Origin of the sequence: Streptomyces sediminimaris, from assembly GCF_047049295.1 — a bacterium.
GTDB classification, from domain to species: domain Bacteria; phylum Actinomycetota; class Actinomycetes; order Streptomycetales; family Streptomycetaceae; genus Streptomyces; species Streptomyces sediminimaris.
This window is the reverse complement of the sequence record NZ_JBJWOT010000001.1, coordinates 1,915,220-1,940,221: the sequence shown is the minus strand read 5'-3', so window position 1 is coordinate 1,940,221 and position 25,002 is coordinate 1,915,220. Positions and strand designations below refer to the sequence as shown.

The 25,002-nt window shown below is 72.8% G+C and carries 21 protein-coding genes and 1 pseudogene; 19 read left to right on the top strand and 3 right to left on the bottom strand.

All coding sequences use genetic code 11. The features are described from left to right. Positions 1 to 42 precede the first annotated feature (42 nt). The 3 genes from ACJ9NR_RS09025 (at position 43) to ACJ9NR_RS09015 (ending at position 3,031) form a co-directional block, all read left to right on the top strand. Positions 43 to 1,086, top strand: coding sequence for a FecCD family ABC transporter permease (locus ACJ9NR_RS09025; RefSeq protein WP_412491715.1), 1,044 nt, complete (start codon positions 43 to 45; stop codon positions 1,084 to 1,086). A gap of 11 nt (positions 1,087 to 1,097) precedes the next feature. After that, positions 1,098 to 2,120, top strand: a complete 1,023-nt coding sequence (locus ACJ9NR_RS09020) for a FecCD family ABC transporter permease (protein WP_412491714.1) — start codon at positions 1,098 to 1,100, stop codon at positions 2,118 to 2,120. A gap of 89 nt (positions 2,121 to 2,209) precedes the next feature. Continuing rightward, positions 2,210 to 3,031 (top strand): ABC transporter ATP-binding protein, encoded by an 822-nt coding sequence (locus ACJ9NR_RS09015; RefSeq protein ID WP_412491713.1) that lies wholly within the window; start codon positions 2,210 to 2,212, stop codon positions 3,029 to 3,031. On the opposite strand, the gene ACJ9NR_RS09010 is transcribed toward ACJ9NR_RS09015, so the two are convergent. Then, positions 3,015 to 3,362 carry a sterol-binding protein gene (locus ACJ9NR_RS09010; protein WP_412491712.1) on the bottom strand — a complete coding sequence of 116 codons (348 nt, stop codon included), beginning with the start codon at positions 3,360 to 3,362 and terminating at the stop codon, positions 3,015 to 3,017. The two genes, ACJ9NR_RS09015 and ACJ9NR_RS09010, sit on opposite strands and share 17 nt — an antisense overlap. Positions 3,363 to 3,404: 42 nt before the next feature. On the opposite strand from ACJ9NR_RS09010, the gene ACJ9NR_RS09005 reads away from it, so the two are divergent. From ACJ9NR_RS09005 to ACJ9NR_RS08975, 7 genes and pseudogenes are all read left to right on the top strand, one after another. Beyond that, positions 3,405 to 3,692, top strand: coding sequence for a hypothetical protein (locus tag ACJ9NR_RS09005; RefSeq protein WP_412491711.1), 288 nt, complete (start codon positions 3,405 to 3,407; stop codon positions 3,690 to 3,692). Between the two features lie 7 nt (positions 3,693 to 3,699). Beyond that, positions 3,700 to 4,515, top strand: coding sequence for a TlyA family RNA methyltransferase (locus tag ACJ9NR_RS09000; RefSeq protein ID WP_412491710.1), 816 nt, complete (start codon positions 3,700 to 3,702; stop codon positions 4,513 to 4,515). Continuing rightward, positions 4,512 to 5,417 carry an NAD kinase gene (locus ACJ9NR_RS08995; RefSeq protein WP_412491709.1) on the top strand — a complete coding sequence of 302 codons (906 nt, stop codon included), beginning with the start codon at positions 4,512 to 4,514 and terminating at the stop codon, positions 5,415 to 5,417. The genes ACJ9NR_RS09000 and ACJ9NR_RS08995 overlap by 4 nt, the downstream gene beginning before the upstream one ends. A 209-nt stretch (positions 5,418 to 5,626) precedes the next feature. Further along, entirely contained in the window at positions 5,627 to 7,345 is a 1,719-nt protein-coding gene (gene recN, locus ACJ9NR_RS08990; RefSeq protein WP_412491885.1) for a DNA repair protein RecN, read from the top strand. Between the two features lie 90 nt (positions 7,346 to 7,435). Next, a pseudogene (locus tag ACJ9NR_RS08985) lies at positions 7,436 to 7,531 on the top strand (glycosyl transferase); the annotation flags it as partial. 18 nt (positions 7,532 to 7,549) lie between these two features. After that, positions 7,550 to 8,314, top strand: a complete 765-nt coding sequence (locus ACJ9NR_RS08980) for a hypothetical protein (protein ID WP_412491708.1) — start codon at positions 7,550 to 7,552, stop codon at positions 8,312 to 8,314. Between the two features lie 213 nt (positions 8,315 to 8,527). Further along, the gene (locus ACJ9NR_RS08975; RefSeq protein ID WP_412491707.1) at positions 8,528 to 9,664 is read left to right on the top strand and encodes a glycosyltransferase family 4 protein; all 1,137 of its coding nucleotides are present in this window, start codon (positions 8,528 to 8,530) and stop codon (positions 9,662 to 9,664) included. A 13-nt stretch (positions 9,665 to 9,677) separates the two neighbouring features. On the opposite strand, the gene ACJ9NR_RS08970 is transcribed toward ACJ9NR_RS08975, so the two are convergent. Together ACJ9NR_RS08970 and ACJ9NR_RS08965 are read right to left on the bottom strand one after the other, a co-directional pair. Then, the gene (locus ACJ9NR_RS08970) at positions 9,678 to 11,369 is read right to left on the bottom strand and encodes a PucR family transcriptional regulator (RefSeq protein WP_412491706.1); all 1,692 of its coding nucleotides are present in this window, start codon (positions 11,367 to 11,369) and stop codon (positions 9,678 to 9,680) included. Between the two features lie 72 nt (positions 11,370 to 11,441). Then, positions 11,442 to 13,244, bottom strand: a complete 1,803-nt coding sequence (locus tag ACJ9NR_RS08965) for a glycoside hydrolase family 15 protein (RefSeq protein ID WP_412491884.1) — start codon at positions 13,242 to 13,244, stop codon at positions 11,442 to 11,444. 517 nt (positions 13,245 to 13,761) lie between these two features. On the opposite strand from ACJ9NR_RS08965, the gene pyrG reads away from it, so the two are divergent. The 9 genes from pyrG (at position 13,762) to ACJ9NR_RS08920 (ending at position 24,965) form a co-directional block, all read left to right on the top strand. Further along, positions 13,762 to 15,444, top strand: coding sequence for a CTP synthase (gene pyrG / locus ACJ9NR_RS08960; protein ID WP_412491705.1), 1,683 nt, complete (start codon positions 13,762 to 13,764; stop codon positions 15,442 to 15,444). Positions 15,445 to 15,527: 83 nt separating this feature from the next. Further along, positions 15,528 to 16,154: an NUDIX domain-containing protein gene (locus ACJ9NR_RS08955; RefSeq protein ID WP_412491704.1), complete on the top strand. Its 627-nt coding sequence runs from the start codon at positions 15,528 to 15,530 to the stop codon at positions 16,152 to 16,154. A 207-nt stretch (positions 16,155 to 16,361) separates the two neighbouring features. Continuing rightward, positions 16,362 to 18,443, top strand: a complete 2,082-nt coding sequence (locus tag ACJ9NR_RS08950) for a tetratricopeptide repeat protein (RefSeq protein WP_412491703.1) — start codon at positions 16,362 to 16,364, stop codon at positions 18,441 to 18,443. Positions 18,444 to 18,584: 141 nt separating this feature from the next. Then, entirely contained in the window at positions 18,585 to 19,700 is a 1,116-nt protein-coding gene (gene ald, locus ACJ9NR_RS08945) for an alanine dehydrogenase (RefSeq protein WP_412491883.1), read from the top strand. 384 nt (positions 19,701 to 20,084) lie between these two features. Further along, on the top strand, positions 20,085 to 21,260 hold the full coding sequence (locus tag ACJ9NR_RS08940) for a ParA family protein (RefSeq protein WP_412491702.1): 1,176 nt from the start codon (positions 20,085 to 20,087) through the stop codon (positions 21,258 to 21,260). Continuing rightward, positions 21,257 to 21,832, top strand: a complete 576-nt coding sequence (locus ACJ9NR_RS08935) for a hypothetical protein (RefSeq protein WP_412491882.1) — start codon at positions 21,257 to 21,259, stop codon at positions 21,830 to 21,832. Before ACJ9NR_RS08940 ends, ACJ9NR_RS08935 begins: the two co-directional genes overlap by 4 nt. Positions 21,833 to 21,850: 18 nt before the next feature. After that, positions 21,851 to 23,221, top strand: a complete 1,371-nt coding sequence (locus ACJ9NR_RS08930) for a segregation and condensation protein A (protein ID WP_412491701.1) — start codon at positions 21,851 to 21,853, stop codon at positions 23,219 to 23,221. After that, positions 23,218 to 23,892, top strand: coding sequence for an SMC-Scp complex subunit ScpB (scpB, locus tag ACJ9NR_RS08925; protein WP_412491700.1), 675 nt, complete (start codon positions 23,218 to 23,220; stop codon positions 23,890 to 23,892). The genes ACJ9NR_RS08930 and scpB overlap by 4 nt, the downstream gene beginning before the upstream one ends. Continuing rightward, positions 23,892 to 24,965, top strand: a complete 1,074-nt coding sequence (locus ACJ9NR_RS08920) for a pseudouridine synthase (protein ID WP_412491699.1) — start codon at positions 23,892 to 23,894, stop codon at positions 24,963 to 24,965. Before scpB ends, ACJ9NR_RS08920 begins: the two co-directional genes overlap by 1 nt. Positions 24,966 to 25,002: the final 37 nt, after the last annotated feature.

The following is a 25,002-nucleotide window of genomic DNA, read 5'->3' as shown; positions in this document are numbered from 1 at the left end:
ACCCCATCGAGCGGGGAAGCGAGGGTAGGCTAACCTAACTACGTGTTGGTCGACAGTCCTCCCGAACAGCGCGCGGACACCGCCCCCGCGCCCCCGACCCGCCGGGCGATACGCGCCTCCGGCCTTCTCCTCGCACTCGCCGTGCTGGCGCTCGTCGCCCTGGCGAGCATCGCGATCGGTGCGAAGGAACTGTCCCCGGAACAGGTCTGGCACGGACTGTTCCGGAGCACGTGGACCTACGGCGACGTCGTCGTGGACGAGCGGCTGGCGCGGACCGCCCTCGGGCTGCTCGCCGGCGCGGCGCTCGGCCTCTCCGGCGCGGTGCTCCAGGCGCTCACCCGCAATCCGCTGGCCGACCCAGGTCTGCTCGGCATCAACGCGGGCGCGTCGGCCGCGGTCGTCACGGCCATCACGTACTTCGGTGTCACGAGCCTCGAGGGCTATGTGTGGTTCGCCTTCTTCGGCGCGGCCGCCGTGGGAGCCCTGGTGTGGGTCCTCGGTGGGAGCCGGAGCGCGACGCCGGTGCGGCTCGCGCTCGCCGGAACCGCCATCAGCGCCGCCCTCTACGGCTATCTCCAGGCCGTGATGATCACGGACGAGGCGGCGCTCAGCAAGATGCGCTTCTGGACGGTCGGTTCGCTCGCCTCGGCGACCGGCTCGACCACCCTGCGGGTGCTGCCGTTCATCGCGGCCGGCACGGTCCTCGCCCTCGTGCTCGCCCGGCCGCTCAACGCGGTGGCCATGGGCGACGACACCGCCAAGGCGCTCGGCGCGGACCTGAACCGCACCCGGGCGCTGTCCATGCTCGCCGCGACCGTGCTGTGCGGGGCGGCGACGGCGGCCTGCGGACCGATCGCCTTCGTCGGGCTGATGGTCCCGCACGCCGTGCGCTCCTTCACCGGGCCCGACCTGCGCTGGATCCTGCCGTACGCCGCGGTCCTGGCGCCCGTGCTGCTGCTCGGCGCTGACGTGCTCGGCCGGGTCGTCGCCCGCCCCTCGGAGCTGCAGGTCGGCATCGTCACCGCGATCATCGGCGGGCCGGTCTTCATCTTCCTGGTACGGCGGCGCAGGACGGCGCAGCTGTGAGGGGCCACCGTGTGCTGAGGTCCCCGGGCGGGCTCTCCGTGCGCCTGGACGTCCGGGCCGCCGCCGTGGTCGTCGTCCTGCTGCTCGCCGCGCTCGCCGCGAGCGTTCTGCTGATCGGCACCGGCGACTTCCCGATCTCGGCCGGCGACGTGCTCAGGGCCCTGGCCGGGAACGGCAGCGCGAGCCAGGAGTTCATCGTCGACGAGCTGCGGCTGCCGCGCGTCCTGGTGGGGTTGCTGGTCGGCGCCTCGCTCGGCCTCGGCGGCGCGCTGTTCCAGGCCGTCACCCGCAATCCGCTGGGCAGCCCGGACGTGCTGGGCCTCGGGCAGGGGGCGACGGCCGGGGCGCTGGTGGTGATCGTGCTGTTCTCCGGCAGCGCCGCCCAGGTCACCGTGGGCGCCCTCGCGGGCGGACTGGCGACCGGGCTCGCCATCTATCTGCTCGCCTGGAAGCGGGGCGTGCACGGTTCCCGGCTCGTCCTGGTCGGTATCGGGGTCTCCGCGATCGTCACCGCGGTCAACGGCTATCTGCTCACGGTGTCCGACATCGTCGACGCCGCCCGTGCGGTGGTGTGGATGACCGGCTCCCTCAGCGGCCGCGACTGGGACCAGGTCCGGCCGCTGCTCGCGCTGTGCGCCGTGCTCGTCCCGCCGGTCCTCGCGGGCGCGCGCGGGCTCAGGCTGATGGAGATGGGCGACGACGTCTCGAACGCTCTCGGGGTGCGCGTGGAGCGGGTACGGGCGCTGCTGATGGTGGCCGCCGTGCTGCTCACCGCGACCGCAACCGCCGCCGCGGGACCCGTCAGCTTCGTGGCGCTCACCGCGCCGCAGCTCGCCCGGCGCCTGACCCGCTCGCCGGGCCCCAACCTGCTGTCGTCCCTGTGCATGGGTGCCGCCCTGCTGGTCACCGCCGACTGGGCCTCGCAGCGGGTCTTCGGTGCCGACCAGCTGCCCGTGGGCGTGGTCACCGGGGTCCTGGGCGGCGTCTATCTGCTGTGGCTGCTGGTCGCCGAACGCAGGGCGGGCCGGATATGAGCGGCTCCGCGAGGCCGGACGCGAGCGGCTGCACGGAGACGGAGGCAAGCGGCTGCACGGAGCCGGACACCGACACCCAGAGGAGCGCAGTGAACCGCCTGTCCGCCGAGAACGTCACCCTCGCCTACGATCAGCGGGTCATCGCCGAGCAGCTGTCGGTGGAGATCCCGGACAACTCCTTCACGGTGATCGTCGGCCCGAACGCGTGCGGCAAGTCGACACTGCTGCGGGCCCTGTCGCGGATGCTCAGGCCGAGCCGGGGCCGGGTGCTGCTGGACGGGCAGGTCATCCAGTCGATGCCGGCGAAGAAGGTCGCGCGGACGCTGGGCCTGCTGCCGCAGTCGTCGATCGCGCCCGACGGCATCACCGTCGCCGACCTGGTGGCCCGCGGCCGCTACCCGCACCAGGGCGTCCTGCGCCAGTGGTCCGGCGAGGACGAGCGGGTCGTCAGGGAGTCGATGGCGCGGACCGGGGTCGCCGAGCTCGCCGATCGACATGTCGACGAACTGTCCGGCGGGCAGCGCCAGCGGGTGTGGATCGCCATGGCGCTCGCCCAGCAGACGCCGTTGCTGCTGCTCGACGAACCGACGACGTACCTCGACATCCAGCACCAGATCGACGTCCTCGACCTCTGCGCGGAGCTGCACGAGGAACAGGGCCGGACGCTGGTCGCCGTGCTGCACGACCTCAACCACGCCGCCCGCTACGCCAGCCACCTCATCGCCCTGCGTGCGGGGCGGGTCGTCGCGCAGGGCGCGCCGAAGGACATCGTCACGGCCGGCCTGGTCGAGGAGGTGTTCGGGCTGCGCTGCCGGATCATCGACGACCCCGAGACGGGCACGCCGCTGGTCGTGCCGGCGGCACGGAGGGCGCGTGCGCGGACGAGGGCCGGCGCTACAGGAGCTTCCTGAGCTGGAACAGGTCGCGCAGGCCGGCCTCCAGCTTCACCCGGCCCGAGCCCCAGGCCCGGGCGAAGTGCAGTTCGCCGTCGACCATCGCGAGCAGGTCGTCGCCCTTCATGGCCAACCTGATCTGGGCCTTCTCCCGCGGGGGGCCCTGGAGCGTGTCCTGCACCACGATCCGGCCACCGGTCATCCTGCCGACGAACGTGACATCGAGGTCGGTGATCAGGCAGCTCACCGACCGGTCCAGGGAGGCGGCCGCGCGGACGTCCCCTTCGGCGCGGTCCATGTTGTCCGAGAGCTTCTCGAGCGCTGCGCGGCATTCTTCGATCGTGGCCATCGGGATCGACGGTACCCCAGGCCTTCGGGGTAGCGTCTGGGCATGAGCGACACTGCGCCCGAGGCCCCTGCGGGGGACGAAAAGGCCGAGCCGGAACCCGGCCACGACCCCGCCGCCCCCGCCCCGCTGGACGTGCCCCGCACCCCGACCGGCAACGCCGGGGTCGACGCGCGGCTGGAGCGGCTGGGCGACGCCGACCACCTCGCCACCGACGGACACATCGAGGTGTACGAGGATGTACACCGGGGGCTGCGCGACACGCTCACCGCGCTCGACGCCCGCCAGGGACCTGCGGCCCCCTCACCGTCGTACGGACAACACAGGAGCTGAACCCAACGTGGCAGGAGTCGCACGTCGCCGTCTCGACGCGGAGCTGGTGCGCCGCAAGCTCGCGCGCTCGCGCGAGCACGCCAGCCAGCTGATCGCCGCCGGGCGGGTCAAAGTCGGCAGGACGGTGGCGACCAAGCCGGCCACGCAGGTGGAGACCGCGGCGGCGATCGTCGTCGCCTCCGACGACCGCGATCCCGACTACGTCTCCCGGGGCGGCCACAAGCTCGCGGGCGCGCTGGCGGCCTTCGTGCCGCGGGGGCTCGTCGTCGAGGGGAGGCGGGCGCTCGACGCCGGCGCCTCCACCGGCGGCTTCACGGACGTCCTGCTGCGGTCGGGAGCCGCGCACGTCGTCGCCGTCGACGTCGGATACGGACAACTCGCCTGGACTCTGCGCAGCGATGAACGCGTCACCGTCAAGGACCGTACGAACGTACGCGAGTTGACGCTCGAAGCGATCGATGGGGAGCCTGTGGATCTTGTCGTGGGGGATCTGTCCTTCATCCCGCTGGGCCTGGTCCTGCCCGCCCTGGTGCGGTGCGTGAAAGCGGACGCCGACCTGGTGATGATGGTCAAGCCGCAGTTCGAGGTGGGGAAGGAACGGCTGGGCAGCGGGGGAGTCGTACGCAGTCCGCAGCTGCGGGCGGAGGCCGTGCGGGGCGTGGCCCACAGGGCGTCGGAGCTCGGGCTCGGGGTGCGGGGCGTCACCGCCAGCCCGCTGCCCGGCCCGTCCGGGAATGTCGAGTACTTTCTGTGGCTGCGGGCCGGGGCACCGGAACTGGACCCGGCCGACGTAGACCGTGCAGTGGCGGAGGGGCCGCGTTGACACAGAACCGAGCTCGTACTGTTTTCCTGCTCGCCCACACGGGGCGGCCCGCGGCCGTCCGCAGCGCCGAGCTGGTCGTGAAGGGGCTGCTGCGCGAGGGCATCGGCGTGCGCGTGCTGGAGTACGAGGCACACGACCTGCCGCTGCCCGAGGAGGTGCAGCTGGTCAAGGAGGCCACCCCGCAGTGCCTCGACGGGTGCGAGCTGCTGATCGTGCTGGGCGGGGACGGGACGCTGCTGCGCGGCGCCGAGTTCGCGCGGGCCTCCGGCGTGCCGATGCTCGGCGTCAACCTCGGGCGGGTCGGGTTCCTCGCCGAGGCCGAGCGGGACGACCTCGACAAGGTCGTCGACCGGGTGGTGACGCGGGCGTACGAGGTCGAGGAGCGGATGACCGTCGACGTCGTCGTCCATCGCAACGGCGACATCGTGCACACGGACTGGGCGCTGAACGAGGCGGCCGTGCAGAAGGTGTCCGCCGAGAAGCTGCTCGAGGTGGTGCTGGAGATCGACGGGCGGCCGGTCACCGGGTTCGGCTGCGACGGGATCGTGCTGTCGACGCCCACCGGGTCCACGGCGTACGCGTTCTCCGCGGGCGGGCCGGTGGTGTGGCCGGAGGTCGAGGCGCTGCTGATGGTGCCGATCTCGGCGCACGCGCTGTTCGCGAAGCCGCTGGTGACCTCGCCGGACTCCGTGCTGGCGGTGGAGGTGCTGCCGCACGTCCCGCCGGGGGTCCTGTGGTGTGACGGACGGCGGACGGTGGAGCTGCCGCCGGGAGCCCGGGTCGAGGTGCGGCGCGGAGCCGTGCCGGTACGGCTGGCCCGGCTGCATCACGCCTCGTTCACCGATCGGCTGGTGGCGAAGTTCGCGTTGCCGGTGTCCGGGTGGCGCGGAGCGCCTCACTAGCCGTCCGGGAGCACGTCCGGGAGCGTGTCGGCGGCTGCGGCGGGTCGTGGTCGCCCGCGTGGTCGCCCGCGCCCCGGAGGACCTTGCACTCGCGTGGGTGACGATCTGGCCGCGACACACATCCGTCACCTGCACCTTCACACAACCGAACCGGGGGGCGTCGCACATCCGACCCCTGACCTCGTAAGGTCGTGTTCGTGTTGGAGGAGATGCGGATACGGTCGCTCGGAGTCATCGACGACGCGGTCGTCGAGCTGTCGCCCGGGTTCACCGCCGTCACGGGTGAGACGGGCGCGGGCAAGACCATGGTGGTCACCAGCCTCGGGTTGCTGCTGGGCGGGCGGGCGGACCCCGCGCTGGTGCGGATCGGGGCCGGCCGGGCCGTGGTGGAGGGGCGGATCGCCGTTCCCACCGGCTCCTCGGCCGTCGTACGCGCCGAGGAGGCCGGGGCCGAGCTCGACGAGGGCGCGCTGCTGATCAGCCGTACCGTTTCCGCCGAAGGGCGGTCCCGGGCGCACCTCGGCGGGCGCAGCGTTCCCGTCGGGCTGCTGGCCGAGCTCGCCGACGACCTCGTGGCCGTGCACGGGCAGACCGATCAGCAGGGGCTGCTGAAGCTGACCCGGCAGCGGCAGGCGCTCGACCGGTACGCCGGAGAGGCCGTCGCCGGGCCGCTCGCCAAGTACGGCGAGGCCTACCGGCGGCTGCGGGCCGTCTCCGCCGAGCTGGAGGAGATCGTCACGCGCGCGCGTGAACGGGCCCAGGAGGCCGACATGCTGCGCTACGGGCTCGACGAGATCGCCGGCGTGGAGCCGCGGGCCGGGGAGGACGTGGAGCTGGCCGAGGAGGCGGAGCGGCTCGGGCACGCGGAGGCGCTCTCGTCCGCCGCCACGGCCGCGCACGCCGCGCTGGCCGGCAACCCGGAGGACCCCGAGGGCATCGACGCCGCCACGCTCGTCGCGGGCGCCCGGCGGGCGCTGGACGCCGTGCGCTCGCACGATCCGGCGCTGGCGGCGCTGGCCGACCGGATCGGCGAGATCGGGATCCTGCTCGGCGACGTGGCAGGGGAGTTGGCGGGGTACGCCGACGACCTGGACGCGGACCCCCTGCGGCTGGCGGCGGTCGAGGAACGGCGCGCCGCGCTGGGCGCGTTGACGCGCAAGTACGGCGAGGACGTCGCCTCGGTGCTGGCGTGGGCCGAGCAGAGTGCCGCACGGCTGACGCAGCTGGACGGCGACGACGAGCGGATCGCGGAGCTGACCGCCGAGCGGGACGCGCTCCGCGGCGAACTGGGCGGCCTGGCCCAGGTCCTGACGGACGCGCGGTCGGAGGCGGCCGAGCGGTTCGCGGCGGCCGTGACGGCCGAGCTGGCCTCGCTCGCCATGCCGCACGCGCGGGTGTCCTTCGAGATCCGGCAGACCGAGGACCCGGACGGCGTGGAGGTCGGCGGCCGCACCGTCGGCTACGGGCCGTCCGGCGTCGACGAGGTCGAGCTGCTGCTCGCCCCGCACCCCGGGGCGCCGCCGCGGCCCATCGCCAAGGGCGCGTCCGGCGGTGAGCTGTCGCGCGTGATGCTCGCCGTCGAGGTGGTGTTCGCGGGGACGGATCCGGTGCCGACGTACCTCTTCGACGAGGTCGACGCCGGTGTCGGCGGCAAGGCCGCGGTCGAGATCGGCCGCCGGCTCGCGCGGCTGGCGAAGAGCGCGCAGGTCGTGGTCGTCACGCACCTTCCGCAGGTGGCCGCCTTCGCCGACCGGCAGCTGCTGGTCGAGAAGACCGACGACGGGTCCGTGACCCGGTCGGGCGTGAAGGTCCTCGAGGGCGAGGAGCGGGTCAGGGAGCTGTCGCGCATGCTGGCCGGGCAGGAGGACTCCGAGACGGCCCGGGCACACGCGGAGGAACTGCTGGCCACGGCCAGGTCCGACGGTTAGGGCCGGTTGGGGCCTGTTGCGGAATCGGCGGCGCTGCCCGAAGGGCGGCCGCCGGCCGGCCGGGCCCGCGGACCGGGCGCCGTCGACCGGGAATCGAGCGCCCTCCTCGCCCAGGTGGCCCTCCACGCGCGCGTGCCGCTCGTCGCGACCCGCGTCGACGGCATCCCCGAACCCGTCGGCGACGCCAGGGCCTAGGGTGGCCGGATGGCCAACCGCGCTCGCAGAACAAGGTCGTTCGCACTCGCCGCCGGGCTCACCCGCGCGGGAATCGCCGGGCTGCGGGCCTGCGCACCCGGTGGCCGCGGGCGCTGGGAGCGCGAGAACCACGCCGGGCGGGCCGTCGGGCTGTACGCCGGGCCCGCGGCCGGGCTGGCCGCCGCGGCCGGGGCCGCGCGGGTGCGGCCCGCCGCCGGCCTCGCGGTGCTCGCGGCCACGGTCTGCGGGGCCTACGACGACGTGGCCGGCGCCGGTGACCCCCGGCGCGGGTTCCGGGACCATCTCTCCGCGCTGCGGGACGGCGAGGTCACCAGCGGGACGGTCAAGCTCTTCGGGATCTCCGCGGCGGGGCTGGCCGCCGGCGCGCTGCTCGGGGAGCGGGCGGTGGACAAGGTTCTCGCGGGAGTCGTGATCGCCGGGGCCGCCCACTTCGTGAACCTCGTGGACGTACGGCCGGGGACGGCCGCCGGGGCGGTGGCGGCGCTCGGGGCACCGGGACTGCTGCGCTCCGGGCCCGGCGCGGAACTGGCCGCCGTCGCCACGGGCGCCGCCGCGGCCGTCCTGCCCGACGACCTGGCCGAGCGCACGATGCTCGGCGACACCGGCGCGCACGCGCTGGGCGCGGTCCTGGGCACCGCCGTGGTGGCGGGCAACGGGCGCGCCGGGCTGCTCGCCCACGCCGCCGCGTTCGTCGCCGCGGCCGTGTACGGCGACAAAGTCAGCGCGGCGGTGCGGTCGTTGAGCCTGGAGTGAAGCGTGCGCCGGAATGTGTTCCGGCTTCACTCGTGTGAGTGACGAACCCCACCGTCGTGCGGCCCCCGCGTCACCTCAGCGGTGCCGGAACACCCGTGCGTACTGGCATCCTTGACGTAGCGCGGGGAGGAAACCGCGCGGTACACCCCCTGCGCCCGATCCTTCTGTACTTTCGTCGTGACCGCCCGACGCCGACCCAGGAGCCCCGGCCACGTGAGCCCCGTGAGCAGCCACTCACCGCACGGCCAGTCGTCGCTGCGCACCGTGCAGGTGCTGGGCGGCGGCAACGCCCGCAGCAGCGCGCACGTGCGCTCGCTGGCGTCGGGACTGGTCGCGCGGGGCGTGCGGGTGACCGTGTGCGCCCCCGCCGAGGCCGATCGCACCTACGACTTCACGGGCACCGGCGCCGAACACGTGCACGTGCCGCGCAGCAGCGACCCGGGAGCCGTGGCCGCGCTGCGGGCGGCCTGCGCCGACGCCGACCTCGTGCACGCGCACGGGCTGCACGCCTCCTTCCGCGCCGCGCTCGCCCTCAGCGGCCGGCGCACCCCGTTCGTCGTCACCTGGCACGACCGGGCGCACGCCGAAGGCGCCCGCGCCCATCTGCTGCGGCTGCTGGAGCGGCGGGTGGTGAAGGCCGCCACCGTCGTGCTCGGCGCCTCCTCGGACCTCGTGGACGGGGCCCGGCGGAGCGGAGCGCGCGACGCGCGGCTCGCCGCCGTCGCCTTCCCGGCCCCGCGCCGCTCCTCCGACGCGGAGGACCCCGACAGTCCGGGCCTGAAGGCGCGGGCCGAACTCGGCGCCACCGAGCGCCCGTTGCTGGTCGCCGTCGGCTCCCTCGACCGGCACCGGGGTTACGGCACCCTGCTGGACGCCACGCGCGCGTGGCGGCGCCTCGACCCCGTGCCGCTGGTGGTGATCGCGGGCGAGGGGCCGCTGCGGGCCGTACTGCAGCGCCGTATCGAGGACGAGGGGCTGCCGGTCCGGCTCATCGGATGGCGTGAGGACGTCGCCGGACTGCTCGCGGCCGCCGACCTGGCACTGCTGCCCGGCAGCCGGGAATCGCGCTCCCTCCTCGCCCAGGAGGCCCTCCACGCGCGCGTGCCGCTCGTCGCGACCCGCGTCGACGGCATCCCCGAACTCGTGGGTGACGCCGCCGAACTGGTCCCCTACGGCGACGCCGAGGCGCTGGCCGCCGCCGTCACCGGGCTCCTCGGCGACCCCGGCCGGTGCGAAGAGCTCAAGGACAGGGGCACCCGGCAGGCCGCCACCTGGCCGACGGAGGACGAGACGGTCGCCCACGTGCTGAGCGTCTACGACGAGTTGACGCGGCCCGGGGTGCCGATCTGACCGTCGGCCCCGGCTACGGCACGTGCCGGCGCGCCCGCAGGGCGAGGCTCAACGCCAGGACCGTCTGCGGGTCGTCGAGGTCCGTGCCGAGCAACTCGCCGATGCGGGCCAGACGGTTGTAGAGGGTCTGCCGGTTGAGGTGGAGCTCACGGGCGGTCTCCGCCTTGCGGCCGGCATGCGCCAGGTACGTCTCCAGGGTGGGCAGCAGGGGCGGCCGGGAGCGGTCGTCGTGGTCGCGCAGCGGGCCGATCGCCCGGTCCACGAAGGCCGCCAGGTCCGGCTGGTCGCGCAGCCGCCACAGGAGCAGGTCGATGTCCAGGCGGCGGGCGTCGTACCAGGGGCGGTCCGGCAGGCCCTGTGCCGCCGTCGCCGTCTCCACCGCGTGTCCGAGACCCGCCGACGCCGCCGCCCAGCCGCCCGCCACCCCGACGACCACCACCGGCGCCCGCCCCCCGGGCCGCTGCGGCCCGGCCCGCTCCACGCCCGCCCGCAGCGCCGCGGCGACCCGGTCCGCGACCGCCGGACGCTCCGACTCCGAGCGCAGAGCGAGCAGGACGAGCACGCGGCCCTCGACGGGCCGTACACCGAGCAGGACCGGCGCCCCGATGGACGCCAGCTCCTCGGACACCGCCCGCGCCAGCACCGCCCAGCCCCCCGCACGCTCGAACGCGCTCGCGTGGGCGGTGCCCCCGGCGGGCGCGAGGGTGTCGCCCAGCCGCATCACGACCGGCAGCAGCGGGCTGCCGCCGGGCTTGAAGCCCAGCACGCGCGCCTGCGCGGGCGCGTCCCGCGCGGTGATCCGGCCCTCGGCGAGGTCCGTGAGGAAGTCGCCGCGGCCCCGCGCCGCCAGCTCCTCCTCCTGGCGTGCCTGCATCAGGACGACCGCGAGGATGCCCGCCGCCCGCTCGGCCGCCATGCGGTGCACGGGCGCCAGCGGGGCCCGTACCGGAAGGAGGACCAGACGCGCCCGTACCGAACCCGTTCCCGGCCCGCCTCCGGGCACGTCCACGAGCACCGAGCCGGACGGCGGAGGGGTGTCCTTGTGCTGGCCGCGCAGCCCCTCCCAGACCTGGAGCGGGTCCGCGCCCTCGGGTCCGGACCCGGCCGCGTACAGCAGCCGGCGGTCCGGCGTCTCCAGGAAGACCGGATTGTGGCCGAAGTCGGCCAGGACACCGAGGACCTGGGGTACCCCGCCGCCGCCGAGCAGGGCCTCGGTGCAGCGGCGGTGCACCTCCTCCGCCTGCTGCAGCAGCGCGTAATGGCCGTTGACGATCTCGGTGTGGATCTCCTCCGTGACCGTCACGAAGGGCACCTCGCGGTGCAGCTGGACCAGGGGGAGCCCGGCCGCGCGCGCCGTGTCGACGAGCGCGGCGGGCAGGCGCGTGAAGCGTGGGCCGAGCTCCACGACGAGTGCCGCGATGCCGCGCTCGGCCAGGGTGCGCACGAACGCCCGCTGCTCGGCCGGACGGGTGCCGAGACCGTACCCGGTGGTCAGCAGCAGCTCGCCGCCCTTCAGCAGCGAGGCGATGTTCGGCACCTCGCCCGCGTGCACCCAGCGCACGGTCCGCTCCAGCCGGTCGGCGCCCGCGAGGACCTCCGGCAGCCCGCTGCGCAGACCGGGCAGCTCCAGTGCCCGCCGGACGGTGATCCCGGCGCCGTGGGGCTCGAGTCCGCTGTCCGTACCGCTGTCCGTACCGCTGTGCATAGCCGGACGCTACCTGCGCCGATGCCTCCGGGACAGCTCCGGGTGCCCACGGCCGGCGGCAGCCCCGAGGGCTCAGCCGCCGTACGCCCCCGACGCCGTCAGCCGCAGGGCCGTGTCGATGAGCGGCACATGGCTGAAGGCCTGCGGGAAGTTGCCGACCTGGCGCTGCAGGCGCGGGTCCCACTCCTCGGCGAGCAGGCCCAGGTCGTTGCGGAGCGCGAGCAGCTTCTCGAACAGCCTGCGGGCCTCGTCCACCCGGCCGATCATCGCCAGGTCGTCCGCCATCCAGAACGAGCAGGCCAGGAACGCCCCCTCGTCACCGGGGAGGCCGTCGACGCCCTCGCTGGAGCCCTCCGTCGGGTAGCGCAGGATGAAGCCGTCCGTTGTGGACAGCTCCCGCTGGATCGCCTCGATGGTGCCGATCACCCGCTTGTCGTCCGGCGGCAGGAAGCCCATCTGCGGGATCAGCAGCAGCGAGGCGTCCAGCTCCTTGGAGCCGTAGGACTGCGTGAAGGTGTTGCGCTCCTTGTCGTAGCCCTTGTCGCACACGTCCCGGTGGATGTCGTCGCGCAGCCGGCGCCAGCGCTCCAGCGGGCCGTCGGCGTCCCCCGACTCCAGGAGCTTGATGGTGCGGTCGACGGCGACCCAGGCCATGACCTTGGAGTGCACGAAGTGCCGGCGGGGACCGCGCACCTCCCAGATGCCCTCGTCGGGCTCCTCCCAGTGCTGCTCCAGGTAGCGGATCAGCTTCAGCTGGAGCAGGGAGGCGTAGTCGTTGCGGGCCAGGCCGGTCATGTGGCCGAGGTGCAGGGCCTCGGTGACCTCGCCGTACACGTCCAGCTGGAGCTGGTGCGCGGCGCCGTTGCCGACCCGCACCGGTGCCGAGTCCTCGTAGCCGGGCAGCCAGTCGAGCTCCGCCTCGCCGAGTTCCCGCTCACCCGCGATCCCGTACATGATCTGCAGGTTCTCCGGGTCGCCCGCCACCGCGCGCAGCAGCCACTCGCGCCAGGCGCGGGCCTCCTCGCGGTAGCCGGTGCGCAGCAGCGAGGAGAGGGTGATGGCCGCGTCCCGCAGCCAGGTGTAGCGGTAGTCCCAGTTGCGGACCCCGCCGATGTCCTCGGGCAGGGAGGTGGTGGGGGCGGCGACGATGCCGCCGGTCGGCGCGTAGGTCAGGGCCTTCAGCGTGATCAGGGAGCGGATCACCGCCTCGCGGTAGGGGCCGTGGTAGGTGCAGTGCTCCACCCACTCCCGCCAGAAGTCCTCCGTCGCCTGCAGCGAGGCCTCCGGCTCCGGCAGCGCGGGGGGCTGCTTGTGCGAGGGCTCCCAGGAGATCGTGAACGCGATCCGGTCACCCGGAGCGACCGTGAAGTCCGAGTACGTGGTCAGTGACTTGCCGTAGGTCTCGCACTCGGTGTCGAACCACACCGAGTCCGGGCCGGCGACGGCCACCGTGCGCCCGTCGTGCTTGTGCACCCACGGCACCACACGCCCGTAACTGAAACGCATCCTGAGGGCCGAGCGCATCGGGACCCGGCCGGAGACGCCCTCGACGATCCGGATCAGCTGCGGGGCGCCGTCACGCGGCGGCATGAAATCGGTCACCCTGACCGTGCCGCGCGGGGTGTCCCACTCCGATTCCAGGATCAGGGAGTCGCCGCGGTAGCCGCGCCGGGCCGCGGTGGGCGGCTCGGCGTCGGAGGCGTGCGCGGGCCCGAGCCGCCAGAAGCCGTGCTCCTCGGTGCCCAGCAGGCCGGCGAAGATGGCATGCGAGTCGAAGCGGGGCAGGCACAGCCAGTCCACTGTGCCGTCCCGGCAGACCAGGGCAGCGGTCTGCATGTCTCCGATGAGTGCGTAGTCTTCGATGCGCCCGGCCACGTGCAACTCCAGTCGAACGGCCACGTCAGGCCCCTGGGAGGGGGCTGCCGCCAAGTCGGTCAAGGGGTCCATGCAATACGTCGTTGAGCGGTGAAGCAAAACAGGCGTTCGGCCTTGTGGCAAAACGACGATTTTTGCTCAACGAACTGACGAGCTCTCGTTGTTCCGGAGCAAACGGACGGGGGTGGTGCCGTGTTGCCGGCCGGGCTCGGCAGCGAGTGTCCGAGCAGGATACGACGCACGTAGATGATCTGCGTGCCCCTCCGGGCAACCCGGGTAGGCCGAACGGGTGAGCAACGGGTGGGAAACCCGCAGACCGTGCGGGTCCGTGGTGACTCGTGTGCGGAGCGTGGCCGGAAGCCATCCCCTCCGGGCGCTGATACCCTGGTAGCCCGTGGACCGGTGGGCATGAAACCCCCGAACCGCAGCGACGGCGCCTCCGCGAGAGAACATCGCGATCTCCGGTGGGCAGCCGGACCGCACCCCAGACCGCGACCACGGGAGCCCCCCTTTGGCCATGCCGCCCGCTGCTTTCCGAAACAGCACAGCCACGACGACCAAGCACATCTTCGTCACCGGGGGTGTCGCCTCCTCGCTCGGCAAGGGCCTCACCGCCTCCAGCCTCGGCATGCTGCTCAAGGCCCGCGGCCTGCGCGTGGTGATGCAGAAGCTCGACCCGTACCTGAACGTCGACCCGGGCACCATGAACCCCTTCCAGCACGGTGAGGTGTTCGTCACGAACGACGGCGCCGAGACCGACCTGGACATCGGGCACTACGAGCGGTTCCTCGACCGTGACCTGGACGGCTCCGCCAACGTCACCACGGGCCAGGTCTACTCGACGGTGATCGCCAAGGAGCGGCGCGGCGAGTACCTGGGCGACACCGTCCAGGTCATCCCGCACATCACCAACGAGATCAAGCACCGCATCCGCCGCATGGCCACGGACGAGGTGGACGTCGTCATCACCGAGGTCGGCGGCACGGTCGGCGACATCGAGTCGCTGCCCTTCCTGGAGACCGTCCGCCAGGTGCGCCACGAGGTCGGCCGGGACAACGTCTTCGTCGTTCACATCTCGCTCCTGCCCTACATCGGCCCCTCGGGGGAGCTGAAGACGAAGCCGACGCAGCACTCGGTTGCGGCGCTGCGCAACATCGGCATCCAGCCCGACGCCATCGTGCTGCGCTGCGACCGCGAGGTGCCCACCGCGATCAAGCGCAAGATCTCGCTGATGTGCGACGTCGACGAGGCCGCCGTGGTGGCCTGCCCCGACGCCCGCTCCATCTACGACATCCCCAAGACCGTGCACGGCGAGGGCCTGGACGCCTATGTCGTGCGCAAGCTGGACCTGCCGTTCCGCGACGTGGACTGGACGACCTGGGACGATCTGCTCGACCGCGTCCACAAGCCCGACCACGAGGTCACCCTCGCCCTGGTCGGCAAGTACATCGACCTGCCCGACGCCTACCTCTCGGTCATCGAGGCGCTGCGCGCGGGCGGCTTCGCCAACCGGGCCCGGGTGAAGATCAAGTGGGTCACCTCCGACGACTGCAAGACCCCGGCCGGCGCCGCGGCGCAGCTCGCCGACGTCGACGGCATCTGCGTCCCGGGCGGCTTCGGCGACCGCGGTGTGCTCGGCAAGGTCGGCGCGATCAAGTACGCCCGCGAGAACAAGGTCCCGCTGCTCGGCCTCTGCCTGGGCCTGCAGTGCATCGTGATCGAGGCCGCGCGCCACCTGGCCGACATCTCCGACGCCAACTCCACCGAGTTCGACCCGGCCACCGGCCACCCGGTCATCTCCACCATGGCGGAGCAGCTGGACATCGTCGCCGGCGAGGGCGACATGGGCGGCACCATGCGCCTGGGCATGTACCCGGCCAAGCTGGCCGAGGGCTCGATCGTGCGCGAGGTGTACGACGGCAAGGAGTACGTCGAGGAGCGCCACCGGCACCGGTACGAGGTCAACAACGCCTACCGCGCGGAGCTGGAGAAGAAGGCCGGCATCGTGTTCTCCGGCACCTCGCCCGACGGCAAGCTGGTGGAGTACGTGGAGTACCCGCGCGAGACGCACCCGTATCTGGTGGCCACCCAGGCACACCCCGAGCTGCGCTCGCGCCCGACCCGCCCGCACCCGCTGTTCGCGGGTCTGGTGAAGGCCGCCGTCGAGCGGCAGCAGAACGAGGACAAGGTTTCCGAGTAACACGACAGTTGTACGGTGGCCGGGGTGCCCGCATTCAAAAGGTGGGCGTCCCGGCTCCATGTGCGCGTGCGGAAGGACAGGGCATGACGATCAAGGACACCCCGGAGGAGTGGGAGATCCGGGCGACGGAGACCCCCTTCGTGGGCAACAAGACCTCCGTCCGCACCGATGACGTGGTCATGCCCGACGGCCATGTGGCCCGCCGCGACTACCAGGTCCATCCCGGCTCCGTCGCCGTCCTCGCCGTCGACGACGCCGGGCGGGTCGTGGTCATCCGCCAGTACCGCCACCCCGTGCGCCGCAAGCTCTGGGAGATCCCGGCCGGCCTGCTCGACGTCCCCGGCGAGAACCCGCTGCACGCCGCCCAGCGCGAGCTGTACGAGGAGGCGCACGTCAAGGCCGAGGACTGGCGGGTGCTGACCGACGTCTACACCACCCCCGGCGGCTGTGACGAGGCCGTGCGCGTCTTCCTCGCCCGCGGCCTGTCCGAGGCCGAGGGCGACCGCTTCGACGTCGAGCACGAAGAGGCCGACATGGAGCTCGCGCGGGTGCCCCTGAAGGAACTCGTCCGGGGAGTGCTGGCGGGCGAGCTGCACAACAACTGCCTCGTCGTGGGCGTCCTTTCGCTGGTCGCCGCGCAGAACGGGGACGGGCTCGAGGCGCTGCGCCCGGCCGAGGCGCCGTGGCCCGCGCGCCCCTTCGACTCCTGAACGCACCCGTCCCCGTACCCGCCCCGTACCCGTCCCCGCGTCCGTGCGCGCCCCCGTTCCCGCGCCGGTGTGACCATCGGCTGATCCGATCGGGGGACTCCTCCGCCGCGCTCCGCACGGAACGTAGCAGAGCGTGAACTAGGCTCTGAACACGCCCGTACCGGGGACCCGGCGGGCTTGCGCGTGCGTGGGACGGGAGTGTGGCCCGTGACGGATCAGGCGGTGGACACAGACGGTGTACGGCCGGCGGGGCGCGCTGCTGAGGAGAGCCGATTCCTCGGCCGTACAAGGGAGTTGAAGGAACTCCGCGCCGACATCGAGCGGGCCGGCCTGGACACCCTCTCCGGCCGCAAGGCCCCACGCGCGCGCGTGCTGCTGATCGCCGGCAGGCCCGGTTCCGGACGCACCGCGCTCGCCGAGGAACTGGTGCGGCAGGTCGCGGACCGTTACGGCGACGGAGTGCTGCGGACCCGGCTGAGCGGACACGACGGCACACCCGTCCCCGTCGCCCGGGCCGCCCGCGAACTGCTCGCCGCCCTGGACCTGCCCGCCCCCGCCGGCGCCTACGAGGACGACCTGGCCGGGGAGCTGCGCACGGCCCTCGCCGACCGCCGGGCCCTGGTGCTGCTCGACGACGCGGCCGACGCCGCGCAGGTGGACGCCCTGCTGCCGGACACGCCGGAGTGCCTGGTCGTGGCCGTCTCCGGCGGCCCCCTCACCGGGATCTCCGACGTCCGTCCCTGCACTCTCGGCGGTCTCGACACCAAGTCGGCCGTGGAACTGCTCAGCCGCTACACCGGCTCGGTCCGGATCACCGTCGACCCCCGGGCGGCCGAGAGCCTCGTCGAGGAGTGCCAGGCCCAGCCGGCCGCACTGAGGCTGGCCGGCGGCTGGCTCGCCACCCGTCCGCAGGCGGCCGTCGCGGACCTCGCCAAGCAGCTGCACACGGAGGGTGACGAGGGCACTCCGCTCAGCCGGGTCTTCCGGCTCGTGCACGCCTCGCTGCCCGCGGCGAGCGCCCGGATGCTGCGGCTGCTCGCGCTCGCCCCGGCCGGGCAGGTGGACCCGCACACCGCCTCCGCGCTGGCCGGCTGCTCGGTGAGCGACGCCCGCTCCGCGCTGGACGGCTTCGTCACCCTCGGCCTGCTGCGGCCGGTCACGTCGCCGTTGCCGCAGTACGAGGTGCCGGGCTGCCTGTACCCCCTGCTGAAGCGGCTCACCGAGACCCTGGACCGGCCCGGCGAGCTCCAGCTGGCCCGCGCCCGCATGCTGGAGCGGACGGTACGGCTGCTGCAGTCCTGCCGGACGATCACCGAGACCGACGACGCCGAGGCACGCGAGAAGCTCCAGGCCATGCCGCCCTCGGTGCGCTTCCCCACCCCGCGGGCCGCCGAGGAATGGCTGCGCGCCCGCAGGCCCGCGCTGCTGGCCGCGGCGCGGCTCGCGGTGGCCGACGGGGAGCTGGACACGCTCGCCCGCCGTCTGATGTCCCAGCTGGTCCGGGCCATGGTCGCGCACTTCGGCACCCGTGCCGCCGCGTTCGACCTGTACGGCGTCCACCGGCTCGTGCTGGACGTCGCCGAGCGGCAGAAGCTGCCCCGGGAGCAGGCCGCGGCCCTGCTGAACCTCGGCGACCTGGACGCCCGGACCGGCCGTACCCGCAAGGCGCTGGCGCGGTACCGGGCGGCGCTGGACGCCGGACGGGAAGCGAACGACCCGTACGCGACCGGCCGCGCGATGGAATCCGTAGGCGGCGCGCACCTGGAACTCGGGGACTACGACCGGGCCGCCGACTGGTTCGGCCGGGCCCTCGCCGAGCGCCTGGCCCGGGCCGACCAGGAGGGTGCGGCCCGCCTCTACGGCCGGATCGCCGTGGCCCACACCTACGCCGGCCGCTACGGCGAGGCCCTGCGCGCCTGGCGCGCCGCGATCGCGGGGCACCGCAGGAGCGGTGACGTCGCGGCCCACGCACGGGCGTTGAGCGAGGCCGCCCGGGTCCAGGAGTACGCGGGACGGCCCGAGGAGTCGCTGCTGACCTGTCACGAGGCGGTGGAGCTGGCCCGCCGTGCCGAGGACGTGCGACTGCAGGCGGCGCTCCAGCTGCGGCTCGCCGACACCCTCGAGCGCCTCGGGGACCCCGCCTCGGCGCAGCTGCACCGGGGTGCGGCGGAGCGGCTGCTGGCCGAGGAGCCGCGGGACCCGGAGGCCCCGGAGGGGCCGGAGAGCGCCGATGACCTGAAACAACTCGGTGATGCCTGCGAAATCCGTAGTGCATCGACTGAAGATTGATGCAATGAAAGGCTAGACAGCGGGAACACCTTCATTAAACTGGCTCTGCCGCACCTTCTCCTGCGGTGTCTCCCGGTGTGCTCACGCATGCCTGGGTATGTGTTGTATTGCCCCATCCACGAGCCAAGGACCGTGATCGACGTGAAGGTCGGCATCCCCCGCGAGGTCAAGAACAACGAGTTCCGGGTGGCCATCACCCCGGCCGGAGTGCACGAGCTGGTGCGCCACGGCCATCAGGTCGTCCTCGAGCGCGGCGCGGGCGTCGGCTCGTCGATCCCGGACGAGGAGTACACCGCCGCAGGCGCGCAGATCCTGGAGACGGCCGACGAGGTCTGGGCCACCGCGGACCTGTTGCTGAAGGTCAAGGAGCCCATCGCCGAGGAGTACCACCGCCTCCGCAAGGACCAGACCCTCTTCACCTACCTGCACCTGGCCGCGTCCAAGGAGTGCACGGACGCGCTCATCGAGTCCGGCACCACCGCCATCGCCTACGAGACCGTCGAGCTGCCGAGCCGCGCGCTGCCGCTGCTCGCCCCCATGTCCGAGGTCGCGGGCCGGCTGGCCCCGCAGGTCGGCGCCTACCACCTGATGCGCTTCAACGGCGGCCGCGGTGTGCTGCCCGGCGGCGTCCCCGGCACCCAGCCCGCGAAGGCCGTCGTCATCGGCGGCGGTGTCTCCGGCTGGAACGCCACGCAGATCGCCGTCGGCATGGGCTTCCACGTCACGCTGCTCGACCGGGACATCAACAAGCTGCGCGAGGCGGACAAGGTCTTCGGCACCAGGGTCCGGGCGATCATGTCCAACTCCTTCGAGCTGGAGAAGGCCGTCCTGGACGCCGATCTCGTCATCGGCGCCGTCCTCATCCCGGGCGCCAAGGCGCCGAAGCTCGTCACCAACGAGCTCGTGGCGCGCATGAAGCCGGGAAGTGTCCTTGTCGACATCGCGATCGACCAGGGCGGCTGCTTCGAGGACTCGCGTCCGACCACGCACGCCGAGCCGACCTTCCAGGTCCACGACTCGGTCTTCTACTGCGTCGCCAACATGCCGGGTGCGGTGCCCAACACCTCCACCTACGCCCTCACCAACGCCACGCTGCCCTACATCGTCGAACTGGCCGACCGCGGCTGGGTGGAGGCGCTGCGCCGCGACCCCGCGCTGGCCAAGGGGCTCAACACGCATGACGGCAAGGTCGTTTACCGCGAGGTCGCGGAGGCGCACGGCCTGGAACACGCCGAGCTGGAGACCCTGCTCGGCTGACCGGACGGCCGCTGACCGGAGGGTCGTCGAGCCGCTAAGTCACCATTCGGCAAAAGGCGATACGTCAACACACGTCGTCAACCCCGCGCGCCCGGCCGGACCTTGCCCGACAAGGTCCGGCCGGATGTGTGTATGGTCACTTTGCGGCTCTCGGCCAACTCGCCTCGAACGTAACCCTTTGGCCGATTCGTACACCGGCGAAACCTGCCGTGCGACGGCCGTACGCCCTTGACAGAGGGATGTTTCATTGCCGACACATCCTGCCGGGTCCGGCGGATTGTGTTGCTGCGGACGCCCGACACGCCATAGAGTCGCCAACCGTCGGCATGGTGCCACGCTGACCTGTCTAGAAGTTTCCTGGTCACCAAGGAGGTAAGACGACTTGTGAATGAGTCGACATTTTCTCCCGGGGGTGGTCAACCAGGAGCGCCTGTACGGGGCCAGGGCCCCGCAGGGTTCGAGGCTGTCGGCTCCGTTGCTGTGCGCACCTTCGCAGCCCACCAGAGCCCGGGTCCGCAGGCGATCCGGACTGCACACCAGAGCATGGATGGCCATCACGTGAACGCCATGGCCGGCGACGGAAGTGGCGCGCCCCACAACCACTTCGCCGACTACGACGAACTGCCCGAAGGGCACTTCTACGACCCCGACGCGGAGTACGAGCCCGACCCCGAGTACGCGGCCACCCTCGCGCCCGACGCTGCCCGCCAGCGCCGTGAGCGCATCGGCCCGACCGGACGTCCGCTGCCGTACTTCCCGATCCCGGGCCCGCTGACCGACCACGGCCCCGCGAAGATCATCGCGATGTGCAACCAGAAGGGCGGCGTCGGCAAGACGACGTCGACCATCAATCTGGGTGCCGCGCTCGCGGAGTACGGACGGCGCGTGCTGCTCGTGGACTTCGACCCGCAGGGCGCGCTGTCGGTGGGCCTCGGCGTCAACCCGATGGAGCTCGACCTCACCGTCTACAACCTGCTCATGGAGCGGGGCATGGCGGCCGACGAGGTGCTCCTGAAGACGGCGGTCCCCAACATGGACCTGCTGCCCAGCAACATCGACCTGTCCGCCGCCGAGGTGCAGCTGGTCAGCGAGGTCGCGCGCGAGTCGACGCTCCAGCGCGCCCTGAAGCCGCTCATGGCCGACTACGACTACATCGTGATCGACTGCCAGCCCTCCCTCGGCCTGCTCACCGTCAACGCGCTGACCGCCGCGCACAAGGTGATCGTGCCGCTCGAGTGCGAGTTCTTCGCGCTGCGTGGTGTCGCGCTGCTGACCGAGACCATCGAGAAGGTCCAGGAGCGCCTCAACCCGGAGCTGGAGCTCGACGGGATCCTCGCCACCATGTACGACTCGCGCACCGTGCACAGCCGTGAGGTGCTCGCGCGTGTCGTCGAGGCGTTCGACGACCACGTCTACCACACGGTCATCGGACGCACGGTCCGCTTCCCGGAGACCACGGTCGCCGGTGAGCCGATCACCACGTACGCCTCCAACTCCGTCGGTGCCGCCGCCTACCGCCAGCTCGCCAGGGAGGTGCTCGCCCGGTGTCACGCCGAGTGAGTCTGCCGGGGGCCGACGAACTCTTCCGAACGACAGGGGGAATGGCGCTCCAGCCGTCCAGTCCGCGGCGGCAGGCCAACGGTGAGGCCCGCGTGCCCGCTCCCGCGGGGGAGAGCGACGCCGCCGCGGCCACGACCACCGAGGACGCGCCGCAGTCGGTGCCCGCGCAGGGCGGCGACGGCGAGGGCGCGGAACACGTGGCCGCGGAGCCGGAGCCGGCCGACGCCGGTGAGTCCCGCAGCCGCGGCACGGGCGGGGAGCGCCCCGCACGACGTCAGGGGGCGCAGGAAGGTTCTGCCGCCGCCTCCGCCAACGCCCAGCCGCGCAAGCGCGGCCGCTCGTCCGCCTCGCGCCGGCCCAGTGGACGGGAGCGGCACGACGAGAAGATCACCGTGTACGTGTCCGCCGAGGAGCTCATGGACCTGGAGCACGCGCGTCTGGTGCTCCGCGGCGAGCACGGGCTGGCCGTCGACCGCGGGCGCATCGTCCGTGAAGCGGTCGCCGTCGTGCTGGCCGACCTGGAGTCCCGCGGGGACGCGAGCATCCTCGTACGTCGGCTGCGCGGGCGGTAGCGATAGCCTGCGGGGGCCATGACCTCGAACGACGTTCCCGCCTCCGCCGGCGCCGGTGCCTCCGGCGGCCGTCGGCGCGCACTGGGCCGCGGACCGGGTGCGGCGCGGGTGGCTCCGCCGGCGGAACCGGCGCCCGAGTCGCCGCCTGAGCCGGCGCCCGAGCCGGCGCCCGAGCCGATGCCCGAGCCGGAGTCGGTCCCGGAGCCCGTGTCTGAACCGGGGCCGGTCCCGGAACCAGGGTCGGCAACTGATCCGGAACCGGTTTCGGTGCCGGGGTCTGCGTCCGGGCCCGAGTCGGGGTCGGACTCGGAGTCTGAGCCGGTGTCCGGACGGGCGCCGGTGTCTGCGTCCGAGTCGGAGTCGGGGTCTGCGCCCGAGCCCGAGTCCGAGTCGGGGTCCGAGGCGGTGTCTGGACCGGCACCGGGGTCCGAGCCGGGGTCGGGGAGTGGGGCGGGGGCGGTTCGGGCCGAGGGGGCGGCCGAGGGCGGCGGGCGGGACGGCGGCGAACCGGAGGACGAGGCCGGTGATGGCGTCTTCAAGGTGCGGCTGTCGAACTTCGAGGGCCCCTTCGACCTCCTCCTCCAGCTGATCTCCAAGCACAAGCTGGACGTCACCGAGGTCGCGCTGTCGAAGGTGACCGACGAGTTCATGGCGCACATCCGGGCGATGGGGCCGGACTGGGACCTGGACCAGACGACCGAGTTCCTGGTGGTCGCGGCCACGCTGCTCGACCTCAAGGCCGCCCGGCTGCTGCCCTCCGCGCAGGTCGAGGACGAGGCCGATCTCGCGCTGCTGGAGGCCCGTGACCTGCTGTTCGCACGGCTCCTGCAGTACCGCGCGTACAAACAGATCGCCGACATCTTCAACGCCAGGCTCGAGGAGGAGGCCCGCCGCCACCCCCGTACCGTCGGCCTCGAACCGCACCACGCCGAGCTGCTGCCCGAGGTGGTCATCAGCATCGGCCCCGAGGGCTTCGCGAAGCTCGCGGTCAAGGCGATGCAGCCCAAGCCCAAGCCACAGGTGTACGTCGACCACATCCACGCGCCCCTGGTGAGCGTGCAGGAGCAGGCCGGGATCGTGGTCGCGCGGCTGCGGGAGCTCGGCGAGGCCAGCTTCCGGACGCTGGTGGCGGACACCGACGACACCCTGACCGTCGTGGCGAGGTTCCTGGCGCTGCTGGAGCTCTACCGCGAGAAGGCCGTCGCGCTGGAGCAGGAGACCGCGCTCGGCGACCTGACCGTGCGCTGGACCGGCGGGGAGGGCGACGAGACACCGAGGGTGACCGACGAGTTCGACCGGCCGCCCGAGGAGCCCGAGGAGCCGGGGGAGCCCAGAGAGTCCAAGCAGCTCAAAGAGCCCAAGGAGCCCAAGGAGGGGAAGAAGGCATGACCGAGGAGACGGCGGACCTTCCGGCAGGGCTCCGCAGCGTCGCCGACCTCGACCTCAAGCCGGCCCTGGAGGCCGTCCTCATGGTCGTGGACGAGCCCGTCGGCGAGGAGCACCTGGCGAAGATCCTGGAGCGGCCCAGGCGGCGGATCGCGGACGCGCTGCGGGAGCTGGCCGACGACTACGCCGTGCAGGGCCGCGGCTTCGAGCTGCGGTTCGTGGCCGGCGGCTGGCGCTTCTACAGCCGCGCCGAGTACGCGCCCGCCGTCGAGCGGCTCGTGCTGGACGGCCAGACGGCCCGGCTCACCCAGGCCGCCCTGGAGACCCTGGCGGTCGTCGCCTACCGCCAGCCGGTGAGCCGCAGCCGCGTCTCGGCCGTACGGGGAGTCAACTGCGACGGGGTCATGCGCACCCTCCTCCAGCGGGGTCTGGTCCAGGAGGCGGGCACGGAACCCGAAACAGGTGCGATCCTGTACACCACGACGAACTACTTCCTGGAGCGGATGGGCCTGCGCGGTCTGGACGAGCTCCCGGAGCTCGCGCCCTTCCTCCCGGAGGCGGAGGCGATCGAGGCCGAGACCCAGGAAGCCGTACCGTCGTTCGATCCGGACGCCCCGGACCCGGACGACGGATCCACGTCGGCCATGACTGACACGACGACGACGGAACTTTGATGCGAAGCAGCGGCAGCGGCAAGAGCGGCGGGCGCGGTAACCACCGCGGGGCCGGCAACAACAGGGACCAGAAGCAGGGCCAGGGTCAGGGCCGCCCCCGCAAGCCCCGCCCCGAGGAGCGCCGCTACGACGTGGGCCCCGGCGCCACGCAGGACGGCCCCAGGTCCGGGCGCGGCGGCTCCGCGCGCGGCGGCGCCAAGGGCGGCCCCAAGCCGTCCCGGCAGGGCGGGGGCGGCCGTACGGCGCCCGGCCGGTCCCGCGAGTACGAGGCGCGCGCCGAGGAGCGCAACCGGGAGCGGTACGCGGGGAAGAAGGACGTCAGGCCGCCCAGGACCTTCCCGGGCGCCGAGCAGGAGGGCGAGCGGCTGCAGAAGGTCCTCGCGCGCGCGGGCTACGGCTCCCGGCGGGCCTGCGAGGAGCTGATCGAGCAGGCCAGGGTCGAGGTCAACGGCGAGATCGTCACCGAGCAGGGCAAGCGGGTCGACCCGGAGAAGGACGAGGTCAAGGTCGACGGTCTGACGGTCGCGACGCAGTCGTACCAGTTCTTCTCGCTGAACAAGCCGGCGGGCGTGGTCTCCACCATGGAGGACCCGGAGGGCCGGCAGTGCCTCGGTGACTACGTCACCAACCGCGAGACCCGGCTCTTCCACGTCGGGCGGCTCGACACCGAGACCGAGGGTGTCATCCTGCTCACCAACCACGGTGAGCTGGCGCACCGGCTGACCCACCCCAAGTACGGCGTGAAGAAGACCTACCTCGCCGCCATCGTCGGCCCGATCCCGCGCGACCTGGGCAAGAAGCTCAAGGACGGCATCCAGCTGGAGGACGGGTACGCGCGCGCGGACCACTTCCGGGTCGTCGAGCAGACCGGCAAGAACTACCTGGTCGAGGTCACCCTGCACGAGGGCCGCAAGCACATCGTGCGCCGCATGCTGGCGGAGGCCGGCTTCCCGGTCGAGAAGCTGGTGCGCACGGCCTTCGGGCCGATCACCCTGGGCGACCAGAAGTCGGGCTGGCTGCGGCGGCTGTCGAACACCGAGGTCGGCATGCTGATGCAGGAAGTCGATCTCTGACGGTTCGGGTTCCGGCGCGCCGTGGCCGATGCGTTTT

Excerpts from the sequence above, each read along its gene's own strand:
- ACJ9NR_RS08930 (WP_412491701.1), top strand. The coding sequence starts at position 21,851 with ATGACCTCGAACGACGTTCCCGCCTCCGCCGGCGCCGGTGCCTCCGGC.
- scpB (WP_412491700.1), top strand. The coding sequence starts at position 23,218 with ATGACCGAGGAGACGGCGGACCTTCCGGCAGGGCTCCGCAGCGTCGCC.
- ACJ9NR_RS09005 (WP_412491711.1), top strand. The coding sequence starts at position 3,405 with ATGAGCGACACTGCGCCCGAGGCCCCTGCGGGGGACGAAAAGGCCGAG.
- ACJ9NR_RS08955 (WP_412491704.1), top strand. The coding sequence starts at position 15,528 with ATGACGATCAAGGACACCCCGGAGGAGTGGGAGATCCGGGCGACGGAG.
- ACJ9NR_RS08980 (WP_412491708.1), top strand. The coding sequence starts at position 7,550 with ATGGCCAACCGCGCTCGCAGAACAAGGTCGTTCGCACTCGCCGCCGGG.
- ACJ9NR_RS08970 (WP_412491706.1), bottom strand. The coding sequence starts at position 11,369 with ATGCACAGCGGTACGGACAGCGGTACGGACAGCGGACTCGAGCCCCAC.
- pyrG (WP_412491705.1), top strand. The coding sequence starts at position 13,762 with ATGCCGCCCGCTGCTTTCCGAAACAGCACAGCCACGACGACCAAGCAC.
- recN (WP_412491885.1), top strand. The coding sequence starts at position 5,627 with ATGCGGATACGGTCGCTCGGAGTCATCGACGACGCGGTCGTCGAGCTG.
- ACJ9NR_RS09010 (WP_412491712.1), bottom strand. The coding sequence starts at position 3,362 with ATGGCCACGATCGAAGAATGCCGCGCAGCGCTCGAGAAGCTCTCGGAC.
- ACJ9NR_RS08920 (WP_412491699.1), top strand. The coding sequence starts at position 23,892 with ATGCGAAGCAGCGGCAGCGGCAAGAGCGGCGGGCGCGGTAACCACCGC.